Consider the following 12196-nt stretch of genomic DNA (forward strand, 5'->3'; position numbering starts at 1 on the left):
GCCCCCACTTGTCGCTGTTCGTGTCGCGTGTCGTGTCTAACGTGTCATCGGCGCGATCGCGGCATGCACCGCGTCGATCGCGCCCGTCCAGTCGCCCGGCGCGGCCTGCCGGAACAGCCGCGCGGACGGATACCACGGGCTGTCGCCGCGGGTCCGCATCCAGCGCCATTCCGCGGGATCGGGCAGCAGCACCCACACCGCGTGGCCCAGCGCGCCCGCCAGGTGCGCGACGGCGGAATCGACAGCGATCACGAGATCCAGCGCGCCGATCAACGCGGCCGTGTCCGCGAAGTCGCCGAGTTCGTCGTCGACGCGCAGCACCGGCGCCGCCGCGAGCAGCGCCGCGTCGCGTTCGCGCACGGGTTTTTGCAGGCTGATCCAGTCGACGTCGAGATCGAACAGCGGCGCGAGCCGCGCGAAATCGATCGACCGGTTGTGATCGTTGCGATGCGCCGGATTGCCGGCCCAAGCGATCCCGATCCGCGGCCGGCGCCGTTCGCCGAGCAGCGCCTCCCACTGGCGCGTGCGCTGCGGGTCGGCATGCAGATAGGCGCCGGCATACGGAATCGTGGCTTCGTCGGTGCGGAACGCGTGCGGCAGACTCAACAGCGGCACCTGGCAGTCGAACGCCGGCAGCGGATCGCCGCGCGCGATCACGTCGACCGCTCCGGGCAGCGACGCCATCAGCGCGCGCAATGGCGGCTGCACCTCGAACACGACCCGTGCACCGCGCGCGGCCACCAGCGGCACATAGCGACAGAAATGCAGCGTGTCGCCGAACCCTTGTTCCGCATGAATCAGCACCGTCCGGCCGCCGAGCGGCGTGTCGCCCTGCCACGCCGGCTGCGTGAACGGCCGGTAGTGCCGCGCCAACTGCGTGTCGCGCAGTCGCCATTCGTATTCGGGCCAGCCGCGCGCGAAATCGCCTTCGATCAGATACAGCGACGCGCGCGCGAAATGCGCTTCGGCGTAGTCGGGACGCAGCGCGATCGCGCGGTCGTACGCGGCAAGGGCATCGTCCGGGCGCGCCGTTTCGAAATACAGGTTGCCGCGGTTGAGCCAGTTCGTCGCGTGGTCGGGACGCAGCGCGAGCGCACGGTCGAGCGACGCCATCGCTTCGTCGTAGCGATGCAGGTCCTGCAATACGTTGCTGCGGTTGGTCCAGGCTTCGGCGAACCCCGCGTCGCGCGCGAGCGCGGCGTCGTAGCTGGCCAGCGCGTCGTCGTAGCGTTTCAGGTAACGCAACGCGGTGCCGCGGTTGCACAACGTCTCCACCGAGTGCGGATCGAGCGCCAGCGCACGCGCATAGGCCGCCAGCGCGTCGTCGTGGCGCTCGAGCTGCAGCAGCGCGTTGCCGCGGCTCGCATGGGCGCGGACATGATCCGGATCGAACGCCAGCACGCGCTCGCAGCGGGCCAGCGCCTCGTCCGCGCGGCCGAGCCGTTCGAGCGCGACCGCGCTGTTGTAGAGCACGTCGATCCGCGCGGGATCGGCCGCGATCGCTTCGTTGAACGCGTCGAGCGCCTCACCCGGTCGATCGAGATCGATCAACGTACTGCCGCGCTCGGCCAGGATCGCGGTCACGCCGGGCCGGATCGCGTTTGCGCGCTCGAAGCACTGCAGCGCATCGGCAGGCCGCTGCAGTTCGCGCAGCACGAGACCGCGGTTGAACCACGATTCGAACGAACGCGGATCGACCATCAGTGCGCGGTCGTAGGTATCGAGCGCCTCGTCGAAGCGGCGCAGCGCACGCAGCGCGCTGCCGCGATTGCACAGCGCATCGAGGACGAGCGGCGACACCGCGAGCGCACGGTCGAACGACGCGAGCGCGTCGTCGTAGCGTCGCAATCCGAGCAGCGTATTGCCGCGGCGCACGAGCGTCTGCACGTCGTCGGGCGTCGTGCGCAGCGCGGCCGCGAAATGCTCGAGCGCCTCGCCGACGCGGCCGCGCTCGCCGGCGATCGCGCCGAGATCCGACAGGACGCGCGTGCCGGGCGCGATCGCGATCGACTGGCGCAGCAACGCTTCGGCGGCGTCGGCCGCGCCGCACTGGAACTGCAACACGCCATACAGGTGCAATGCCTGGGGGTTGTCGGGCTCCTTCTCGAGCACGGCGAGATAGTCGCGCGCCGCGTCGTCGAACCGTCCGGCGCTGTGCGAGTGTTGTGCGCGGCTCAGGATCGCCGCCGATTGCCGTTGACCGCGCGCATCGAGTCCCGACGCGCCCGCGTGTGCATCATGCCGGTGCTCGACCGTCACGTTCGCCCCCCTTCCCGTTGCCGATGCCGCCGCCGGCCCGGTTCGACGGAACCGGTCGCAGCGGTCATGCTCGTCACGAGACTAACGGACGGGTAATAACAGACGTATGACGAAAGTTACGGACCATTTTGTCCGGGGGACGGATCGCGTGGCGCGCCGCGAGTGCCCCGCGCCGCCGTCACTGGCCGATCGGGATCGTCCGCACGTATTCGACTGCCGGCGCGCCCATCGTGACCGCGAAGCGCACGCCGCGCGGCAGCGGCATGCCGAGCGACGTGATGTTGCTGACGCCGTGCTGGGCGAGAAACTGCGCATAGCTCTGCTCGATGGCGGTCTGGCTCGTCGTCCATCCGCCCGGGGGAATCCACACGGCAAGCTGCATCGTCCGCGTATCGTTGCTGACCACCACGCGCGCGAACGCATCCATGTGCTTCAGTGCATCCTCCACGTCGGCCAGCGATGCGAGCGGCTGCGACGCGCTGCGCGCGAGCTCGCGCCCCTCGAGCTGGTAGCGCACGACCTGCATCTGCGCCGGTCCGCCGCCGACGCCGAGATGGCGCACCATCACGAGCTCGTTCGGCCGGATGCGCAGCGGCGGCCCGAACACTTCGTCGGCCGTCACGAGGTTGATCAGGTCGAACTGCAACTGGGAGAAGTAACGTCCGAGCAGACGTGTTTGCGCCAGATTCGACGCGATATCGTCGCGCCCGCGAATCGTCGCGTCGAGGCCGCGCCACGACAGCAGCGCGATCACGGCGAGCAGCGCGATCGCGACCAGCATCTCGATCAGCGTGAAGCCGCGGGCGCGCCCGGCCCCTCGACGTTCAGCGGCGCGCTTCATTCTGGATCACCGTGACGACTTCGGCGAGCACGTTGCGGCTCGATGCGGACGGATAGACGCTCACCGTCACGCGCCGCACGAGCGGGTTCGGCAGCGCGGCCACCGACTGGCGGCACACGAAACGGTAGCGCCCCTGCGGGCACGCGAACGTGTTCGCGCCGACGGGCGGCCAGGTCGATGCGATGCGGATCTCGCCGAGCGCGTTGTCGGCGCTCCACAGCGCGAGCAGACGCATGCGCGCCGTGTCGGTGTCCGACGCGAGCGCGCCGATCGCGCGCATCACGGCGCCCAGCGCCACGGCCACGATCGCCAGCGCGATCAGCACCTCGATCAGCGTGAATCCCCGTTCCGGCGCCCGCGTCGTGCGCGGTCCGCCGCGCGCAGGGCGGTGGTAGTCGGTTCTGTCGTCGCACATGACCTGCATCATTCTCGTCGATGGGTCGGCGTCCGGCGTCCAAGCCGCGGCGCAGGCCGCGTCGCCGGCGCGACGGGCGCCGTGCCCGGACGTTAAGCGCGACGTATGGCACGCACGTGTCGAATGGTACGGACCATTTGGCGCGGCGGGCGCGGGCGAACAGGCGCGCCCGCGCGATGCGCGCATCGCGCGGGGCACGAGACGGAAGATGGAAAACGATCGGGAAAGCCACCGCCCGGCAGCGAGCGGCCGACGGTGAGGACGATCCTCGGGCGGGATCGCCGCGACGGCGTCAGGCCGTCACGGCGGCGTCATATTCGGCGCGGGCGAGCTGGCCCGCGGCGTATGCCTCGGCTTCGCCGCGAAAGCCTTCGCGGCTGAACGCCACGACTTTCACGCCGACGCCGGTCGCCCGCTTCACCGTCAGCGCCCATTGCCATCCGCCGTCTTGCTCGAAGACGTGCAGCGAGGGTGCGAAGGAAGGGTCGAGTACGGTCACGCGTTTTGCTCCTGCCCCGTTGCGCGCTGCGTCGGCAGCGCACGGAGGCATATCGAAAAGGTCGCGCCGGCACGCCAACGCGGTTCTGTCATTCAACAGTTTATTCAAGAATTGTTGCGACGCACCATCAGAGGTTTCACTCACCTATCGGAACCGGGCGGTTGATCGTATCTACCTGAAAGCCTTGCGGGACGGGCCTCAGCGGCACGCCGAGGCGCCCGGCACCGCGTTCGTGCGGCAACGTGCCGCACGCCGGGCCAATTGCTTGCACCACCCTTTCGTGGATCGGGAAACGGGGCGCGATCTATCCGCCCATCATCGACACGCGCCGGAAGGTCAGGTTCACGCGTTCGCCCTGCACGGCCGGCGCCTTCGGCACGCGGTGCTGCCATTCGGCCTGCGTGCGTCCGCGCATCACGAGCAGGCTGCCGTGCACGAGGCGGTACGCATGCGTGACGCCGGTCGCGCGATGGCGAAGATCGAACACGCGCATCGCGCCGAGACTCACCGACGCGATCACTGGCGCGTCGCCGAGTTCGGGTTCGTTGTCCGCATGCCAGCCGAGGCTGTCGAGCCCGTTGCGATAGCGATTGAGCAGCACGCTGTTGAAGCGCACGTCGCACGTCGCCTCGACCGCATGCTTCAGTCCGAGCACGGCCGGCGTCCATGGCTCGGGTACGTTGCGGATGCCCGAGTACACGTACACGGCATCCGGTTCGCCTTGCCACGCGGTGAGCCGCGGCAACGGAATGCGTCCGCGCGGCGTACGAATCGTGTCCTGCCGCCACGCGACCTCGTCGATCAGCGCGGCCAGCGCGCGATCGGCGTCGGGCGGCGCAAGCCAGTCCGGGTACCAGTCCACGTCGGGCACGGGCGTATCGGCGAAGAGATCGGGCGTGGACATGTCGGCAGGAACGAGTGAGGAACGAAGCGAACGATGCATGTCTGCATACTAGCCAACGGCGCCGCGCGCCGCCATGCGCTGTCATTCGCCGCCGAAAGGCCGAAAGGAAGCCGCGGTGCACCGCGATGCGCGTTCGTCTCGCGCGACGGCCGCCTCCCGGCCATCGGCTAACCGCGCGTCAGTCGGATCAGCGCGATCTCGGACGGCACGCCGAAGCGGTTCGGCGGTCCCCAGTAGCCGGTGCCGCGGCTCGTATACAGCCACATGTCGCCGAAGCGGTTCAGCCCGCCGATCACCGGCTGCTGCAGTCGCACGAACGGCGGCCACGGCAGAAACTGGCCGCCATGCGTGTGCCCCGACAACTGCACGGTAAAGCCCGCGCGGTTCGCCGCTTCCGCGCTGCGCGGCTGGTGCGCGAGCAGGATCTTCGTGCCGACGTCGCGCGGCGCACCGGCCAGCGCCTGCGCGGGGTCGCTGCGATGGGCGGGATCGAATCCGCCCGCCGTGAAATCGGTGACGCCCGCGAGCACCGCCCGCGCGCCGCCGCGCTCGATCACCACGTGCTCGTTCAGCAGCACCGTCAGCCCGATACGACGAAACTCGTCGATCCACGCATGCGCACCCGCGTAGTACTCGTGGTTGCCCGTCACGAGGAAGGTGCCGTACCGCGAACGCATCTCGCCGAGCGGCGCCGTGTGGTCGCGCAGACGCTTGACCGAACCGTCCACCACATCGCCCGTCACGACCACGAGGTCGGCGTCGAGCGCATTGACCGCACGCACGATCCGTTCGATGTAGGGCCGCTTGATCGTCGGCCCGACGTGAATGTCGGACAGTTGCACGATCGTCAATCCGTCGAGCGCGGCCGGCAGCCCCGCGACCGGAATCGACACGCGCTTGACCGCCGCCGTGCGGCGCGCGCCGACGAACCCGATCGCGGTCACGAGCACCGCGGCCGCCAGCACGCCGAGCGCCGTGTCGGGCGCGGCGCCGCTCCACGCGCCGTCATGCCCGAGATGCCGCCAAGCGAACACGCCGAGCAGCACGATGTCGCGCAGCAACGTCAGCACCAGCAGCGACGAGAAGAAGCCCATCGCGAGCGCGCCGGCCCAGCCGACCAGCGTCGCCGCCCACCCTTCGTCGAAGCGGCGCGAGAACATGCCGACCGGAATCAACACGACGAAACTCGCCAGCACGAGCGCCGCGATCGTGCGCGCGAGCGGCGACACGAACGCATCGGGAACGATCCGCATCCCGACATACAGATGGAACAGCACGCCGATTGCAATGAACCGGACAAAGAAACTTCGCATGGAACGTTCGCCTTCGTTGCACTACCGCTTCCGCGACGCGCGTCGCACGGGCCGTGATGCCCGGTGCCGCGTGTCGCACCATACGCACGATGGTACACAGATCCCGGCCGCGACGACGGGTCGCGCCCGGCAGTGCCGCGCCGTACGACTTTGCGTGATCGTCGGCCATCCTCCCGGCGTCGCGACCACGCATCGACGCCGTTCGTCGCGACGCTCGACCGCGACGTCATCGGCCTGCACGACGCGAGCGCGATCCGCGCCTTCCCGAAGCGCACGGCCGCCGACATGCAGCGCATGCTGCGTGGACGCATCCGGGTCAGCAACTTCGAGACGGCCTGCAGGATGATCGTCGAGAACGTCGTCGTACTGCCCGAAGGCACCGCGCGCCGTCATGCGAAGACGATGGCGCCGCGCCTCGTCGCGCTCGAAGGCGACTGGGCCGAGCGCCGGTTGCAGATCCGCGTCGCCGATCGCGATGCGCTGCCGCGCTTCGCACGCGATCTCGTCGGCCTGCTCGTCGAGGATGCGCGCGGCGAGCCGGGCCGCCCGGATTCGCACGGGTTCGGGCAGCAATCGGCGATTTGCGTGCCGATTCCGCTGCGCCCACACGGCAAATTCCGCGGCGCGATTGGCGTCTGACGATCCTTTACAGTCCCTTAGCAACCCTACGCGAACGGCTGCTGGCAGAATCGCAGCGGTCCGGCCATCGCTGCCGACCCGCGCTGCCGGACCGTTCGGCATGACCGACGGCGCGGCCACGGCCGGCCTCGCCGCATGCCGTGAACGCATGCCGGATCGCTGGCGATCCACATCGCGCTGATTTATGATCGGCTCCGTATCCCGGAATCGTCGTCGCGGCCCGGCCGTTCGCGACGATCCGCATTGCGCCGCGCCCGGCATCCACCCTCAACGTCGAGCTCGTCACACCATGAGAAAAACAACGCCGCGCGCGCCCCTGAGCGTCGCCGCCGTCCTGGCGCCCGCCCTGCCGCTCGCGGGCTGCGCATCGCGCGGCGCGCCGTCCTACGTGCTGTTCGGCGCGTACTTCCCGCTGTGGCTCGTCAGTGCGATCGTCGGCATCGTCGGCGCCATCGTCGCGCATCGCGTATTCGTCGCGACCGGCTGGGCCGCGACGGTGCCCTACCAGCTTGCCGTCTGCACCGCGATCGGGCTCGTGGTCGCCGTGATCGTCTGGCTCACCGGCACGGGGCCGTTCGCATGAAGGCCGCCGGCATCGCCCGCCCCTCCGTCAAAGGCCGCGCGATCGCGCTCGCGATCGTCGCGCTCGGCATCGCGGCGCTCGCGTACGCGTACCACCGCACGACGGCCTACCCGTCCACCGACGACGCGTCGATCGACGCGGACGTCGTGCACGTCGCGTCGCCGGTCGGCGGCCGCATCGTGCAGCTCGCGGTGCATGAAAACCAGCGCGTCGCGAAAGGCGACCTGCTGTACGTGATCGATCCCGTGCCGTACCGGCTGAGCGTCGCGCAGGCGCAGGCCGATCTCGAGCTCGCGCGCGCGTCGCTCGACACGCGCCGCCGCTCGCTGATCGGCGAGCGCTCGAACGCGTCCGTCGCCGCCGAGCAGGTCAAGCGCGCGACGCAGAACTACGATCTCGCGACCCGCGACGTGAACCGGCTTGCACCGCTCGCCGCGCAGGGCTACGTCAGCGCGCAGCAGTTCGATCAGGCGAAGGTGCGCCAGCGCGACGCGTCCGTTTCGCTCGCGCAGGCGCAGGAGCAGCAGCGCGCGTCCGCGCAGACGATCGGCGACGACGCCGACGCGATCGCGACGCTGCATGCGCGCGAAGCCGCGCTGGCCCGCGCGCAGCATGCGCTCGACGATACGGTCGTGCGCGCGCCGCACGACGGGCTCGTGACGGGCCTGAGCGTGCTCCCCGGCGAAACCCTCGCGCCGAATCAGTCGATCTTCACGCTGATCGACGCGAGCGAATGGTTCGCCGTCGGCAATTTCCGCGAGACGTCGCTCAATCGCATCGCGGTCGGCGACTGCGCGACCGTCTATTCGATGATCGACCGCGGCCGCCCGATGACGGGCAAGGTCGTCGGCATCGGCGCCGGCATCGCGGACAGCGACCGCATCAACCTGCCGCGCTCGCTGCCGATCGTGCAGCGCTCGGTGAACTGGGTGCACGTCGCGCAGCGCTTCCCCGTGCGCGTGAAGCTCGACGAACCCGACGGCAAGCTCGTGCGTGTCGGCGCGAGCGCGATCGTCGAGGTCCGGCATGGCTCTGCCTGCCGCTGACGTCCGCTCGCCGGGCCCGCGCGAAGTCCTGCGGCTGCTCGCGCCGTTTCCGGGGCGCGCGGCCATGGCCGTGCGCGTCGCGCTGATCTGCGCGCTCGTGGTGCTCGTGACGAGCGGATACGGCACGCCGGAAGCCGCGATTTCCGCGTACGTCGTGTTCTTCCTGAACCGCGCCGATCGCGTGACGAGCGCCATGCTCGCCGTCGCGATGCTGTTGCTCGTCACGCTCGTGATCGCGCTCGTGATCGGCGTCGCGATCTTCAGCATCGAGTATTCGGTGCTGCGCGTCGCGTGCATGGCCGTGCTGTCGGTCGGCCTGCTCTACCTGACGTCCGCCAGCAAGCTGCGCCCGGTCGGCGCGATCCTCGCGATGATCGTCGGCTTCGGGCTCGACCAGCTCGGCCTCGCGCCGTTCGGCGAAGCCGCGACGCGCGCGCTGCTCTATGCATGGCTGATGGTCGCGATCCCGGTCGGCGTGGCGATCGTCGTCAACCTGCTGATCGCGCCGTCGCCGCGCACGCTCGCGCATGCGCAGCTCGCGAAGCGGCTGCGGCTCGCCGCGCGGCGGCTGCGCGGCGACGACGACGCGCGCGCCGCGTTCGACGCAAGCCTGCGCGAAGGCGACCGGCAGTTGCTCACGTGGCTCAAGCTGTCGAAGCTCGAAGGCTCGTCGTCGGGCGCCGATGTCGTCGCGTTGCGGCAGGCCGTCGCGTCGAGCACCGCGCTGCTCGTCGCGGTCGCGCTTGCCGATCGCGAACCGGAGGCGCGACTGCCCGACGCTTTCGCCATGCCGATCGCGACGACGCTCGACGAGATGGCCGCGATCCTTGAACAGGGGGGCTATCCGGTCGACGTGACACTCGCGCTGCCGGCCGCCGATGCGCTGCCGCCGCTCGCACGCGTCGTCGCGACGGACCTGCACGCCGCGATCGCGCAGTTCGCGCAACCGCCCGCCATCGACGCGCCTGCCGCATCAACCGACACCACCGACACGCGCGCCGCCGACGAACCGGCGCAGGCCACCGCACCGCCCGCCCCACGCGGCGGCTTCTTCGTGCCCGACGCGCGCACCAATCCCGACCACATCCGCTATGCGCTGAAGACGACGGCAGCCGCGATGTTCTGCTACCTGCTGTACTCGCAGCTCGACTGGTCCGGCATCCATACCTGCTTCATCACCTGCTACATGGTGTCGCTCGGCTCGACGGCCGAAACGGTCGAGAAGCTCACGCTGCGCATCGCCGGCTGCATCGTCGGCGCGCTGATCGGCACCGCCGCGCTCGTGTTCGTCGTCCCGTCGCTATCGTCGATCGGCGAGCTGATGGCGCTCGTCTTCGCCGGCGCGTGGCTGTCCGCGTGGGTCGCGTTCGGATCGCCGCGCATCGCGTACGCGGGCTTCCAGGTCGCGTTCGCGTTCTTCCTGTGCGTCATCCAGGGTGCGGGCCCCGGCTTCGACCTGACGCTCGCGCGCGATCGCACGATCGGCATCCTGCTCGGCAACGTCGTCGTGTATCTCGTGTTCACGCGCATCTGGCCGGTCAGCATCGGCAAGCAAATCGACACGGCGCTCGCGGCGCTGCTCGACCAGTGGCGTCGCGTGGCGCAGATCGCGCAGCCGGCCGAACGACGCGCGCTGGCCGCCGAAGCGTTCGCGCGCCACGGCGCGATCTCGCAGGAGCTCGGCCTGATCCACTACGAACCGTCGTGGGTGCGGCCGGCCGCGACGTGGCTCGCCGCACGGCGGCGCGCGCTCGCGGAGCTCGGCGCGATCGAAGGCCCGCTGTTCCTGCTCGCCGAGCGCAAACCCGGCGACGCGGCGATCGGCGCGCAACTCGCACGCGTGACCGCGCCGGCCGACGACGCAACCGCGCCCCGCACGGATGTCCCGCCGCCACCGCCGGGCGCCGCCCCCACCGACCCCGCGCGCGACGCGCTGCTGAACCTGATCGACACGCGGCTCGCCCATATCGCCGACGCCGCCCGTCAAGCCACACCGAAGGAGCCTGCCCCTCATGCGTCTACCTGAACCGCCGGCCGCCTCGATCGCCGCCGCCGCGCTCGCGACCGCGGTCGCGCTGGCCGGCTGCGCGACGTCGTCGATCGATCTGGCGCCGGAGGCGTCCGACCGCCCGTGGCAGCCGCAAACGTCGGCCGCGGGCGACATCGTGGCGGCGCCGCCGCGCGCTTCCGCACAAGGTGCACACGACTACACGCTGCCCGCATCGCCGGCGCTCGCGTCGGTTCCGGCGCCGGCCGCGCTCGATGCCGCGCATGCGTACACGCTGCCCGAGCTCATCGATCTCGCGGAATCCGCGAACCCGCTGACCCGCATCGCCTGGAACGACGCGCGCAACGCGGCGCTCGCGGTTGGCCTCGCCAAGTCCGCGTATCTGCCGCGCCTGTCGGCGACGGCAATGGGCGCGTACCAGGCGAACCACGGCTCGACGTCGACGATCCTCGGCGATTCGTCCAGCAACACCACCGTGCACGGCACGATTTCGGCGCTGTCGCTGCAATGGCTGCTGTTCGATTTCGGCGGCCGCGCGGCGCGCGTCGAAGCGGCCGAACAGGCGTCGATCGCGTCGAACGTCGCGTTCACGGCCGTGCACCAGCAGGTCATCCACGACGTGACGGTCTCCTACTACCGCTACGAAGCCGCACGCTCGCGCGCGCTCAGCGCAAAACAGGGCCTCGCGAACGCGGATGCGATTCTCGCGGCGTCGCGCGCGCGGCTCCAGCACGGCGTCGGCACCGTCGTCGAACTCGCGCAGGCGACGCAGAACCGCGCGCAGGCGAACCTCGCGCTCGTGCAGGCGAACGGCGCCGAAAGCGACGGCTACCTCGCCCTCGTCTCCGCACTCGGCATCTCGCCGCTGTCGAAGCCGACGATCGCCGCGCTGCCGAAGCGGCCGCTGCCGCCCGCGCTCGGTTCGTCGGTCGACGCGATCGTGTCGGACGCGATCGCGCGCCGTCCCGACCTGCAGGGTGCGTTCGCGGTCGAAAAGGCCAATCGCGCGAAGATCAAGGCCGCGCAAGCCGCGTTCATGCCGAAGATCTTCCTGTCCGCGTCGACGTCGTATGCGAGCGGCGGCGCGTCCATCTCCGCGCTGCCCGCGATCGGCGACCAGGCGCCGACCGTCAACCTGAACGGCAGCCGCTACGGCGGCGGCGTATTCCTCGGCGTGACGATCCCGCTGTACGACGGCGGTCTGCGCTCGGCCGTGCTGATGCAGGCGCGCAACGACGCGGAAAGCGCGTCCGCGCGCCTCACGCGGACCAAGGAGGAAGCGGTGCGCCAGGTCGTCGCCGCGCAGAACGCGGTACAGACGAGCCTGGCGTCGCACGACGCCGCGAAGGCGCTCGTCGATGCCGCGCAAACGAGCTACGACGCGGCGCTGACCGCGTACCGGAACGGCGTCGGCTCGGTCACCGACGCGACGATCGCGCAAAGCCAGTTGCTCGCCGCGCGCAACGCGGAGGTCGACAGCTATGCCGGCGCATTGTCGGCCGCCGCCGCGCTCGCGCTCGCGACGGGCACGATCGGCTCGGCGCAGTAGCGCAGCCAGGCGGTTGACGCGGGCGCGCGCCGCCCACTAGAATGCCGCCCATTCTTCCTTCAGGAACCATCGTGGACAGTTGCAGCACTCCGTTGCGTGCGCCGCTTGCCGCCTGAACGCCTGTCCGCCGCAGTTCTCCT

At 70.3% G+C, this 12196-nt stretch carries 11 protein-coding genes; 5 read left to right on the plus strand and 6 right to left on the minus strand.

The genetic code is table 11. The features are described 5' to 3' along the window. Nucleotides 1-36: 36 nt before the first annotated feature. The 6 genes from WS54_RS08475 to WS54_RS08500 all read right to left on the minus strand — a co-directional run bounded on the left by WS54_RS08475 (nucleotide 37) and on the right by WS54_RS08500 (nucleotide 6231). Nucleotides 37-2259 (minus strand): tetratricopeptide repeat protein, encoded by a 2223-nt coding sequence (locus WS54_RS08475; protein WP_059783006.1) that lies wholly within the window; start codon nucleotides 2257-2259, stop codon nucleotides 37-39. A 178-nt stretch (nucleotides 2260-2437) separates the two neighbouring features. After that, nucleotides 2438-3100 (minus strand): PulJ/GspJ family protein, encoded by a 663-nt coding sequence (locus tag WS54_RS08480; protein WP_059783004.1) that lies wholly within the window; start codon nucleotides 3098-3100, stop codon nucleotides 2438-2440. Next, nucleotides 3084-3515, minus strand: coding sequence for a type II secretion system minor pseudopilin GspI (gene gspI / locus WS54_RS08485; protein ID WP_059784921.1), 432 nt, complete (start codon nucleotides 3513-3515; stop codon nucleotides 3084-3086). Before gspI ends, WS54_RS08480 begins: the two co-directional genes overlap by 17 nt. Nucleotides 3516-3807: 292 nt before the next feature. After that, complete coding sequence (locus WS54_RS08490) at nucleotides 3808-4014, minus strand: hypothetical protein (RefSeq protein WP_034204546.1); 207 nt, start codon at nucleotides 4012-4014, stop codon at nucleotides 3808-3810. Between the two features lie 304 nt (nucleotides 4015-4318). After that, nucleotides 4319-4918: an alpha-ketoglutarate-dependent dioxygenase AlkB family protein gene (locus tag WS54_RS08495; RefSeq protein WP_230624759.1), complete on the minus strand. Its 600-nt coding sequence runs from the start codon at nucleotides 4916-4918 to the stop codon at nucleotides 4319-4321. A 167-nt stretch (nucleotides 4919-5085) separates the two neighbouring features. Then, entirely contained in the window at nucleotides 5086-6231 is a 1146-nt protein-coding gene (locus WS54_RS08500; protein ID WP_059783003.1) for a metallophosphoesterase, read from the minus strand. A 150-nt stretch (nucleotides 6232-6381) separates the two neighbouring features. On the opposite strand from WS54_RS08500, the gene WS54_RS08505 reads away from it, so the two are divergent. The 5 genes from WS54_RS08505 to WS54_RS08525 all read left to right on the plus strand — a co-directional run bounded on the left by WS54_RS08505 (nucleotide 6382) and on the right by WS54_RS08525 (nucleotide 12056). After that, complete coding sequence (locus tag WS54_RS08505; protein WP_236872709.1) at nucleotides 6382-6870, plus strand: hypothetical protein; 489 nt, start codon at nucleotides 6382-6384, stop codon at nucleotides 6868-6870. Between the two features lie 289 nt (nucleotides 6871-7159). After that, complete coding sequence (locus WS54_RS08510) at nucleotides 7160-7453, plus strand: hypothetical protein (protein WP_059783002.1); 294 nt, start codon at nucleotides 7160-7162, stop codon at nucleotides 7451-7453. Then, nucleotides 7450-8499 (plus strand): multidrug transporter subunit MdtN, encoded by a 1050-nt coding sequence (gene mdtN, locus WS54_RS08515; RefSeq protein WP_034204542.1) that lies wholly within the window; start codon nucleotides 7450-7452, stop codon nucleotides 8497-8499. Before WS54_RS08510 ends, mdtN begins: the two co-directional genes overlap by 4 nt. Further along, nucleotides 8480-10525, plus strand: coding sequence for an FUSC family protein (locus WS54_RS08520; RefSeq protein WP_059783000.1), 2046 nt, complete (start codon nucleotides 8480-8482; stop codon nucleotides 10523-10525). The genes mdtN and WS54_RS08520 overlap by 20 nt, the downstream gene beginning before the upstream one ends. Then, nucleotides 10512-12056, plus strand: coding sequence for a TolC family protein (locus WS54_RS08525; RefSeq protein WP_059782997.1), 1545 nt, complete (start codon nucleotides 10512-10514; stop codon nucleotides 12054-12056). The genes WS54_RS08520 and WS54_RS08525 overlap by 14 nt, the downstream gene beginning before the upstream one ends. Nucleotides 12057-12196: the final 140 nt, after the last annotated feature.

The organism is Burkholderia sp. NRF60-BP8 (assembly GCF_001522585.2).
Classification (GTDB): Bacteria; Pseudomonadota; Gammaproteobacteria; order Burkholderiales; family Burkholderiaceae; genus Burkholderia.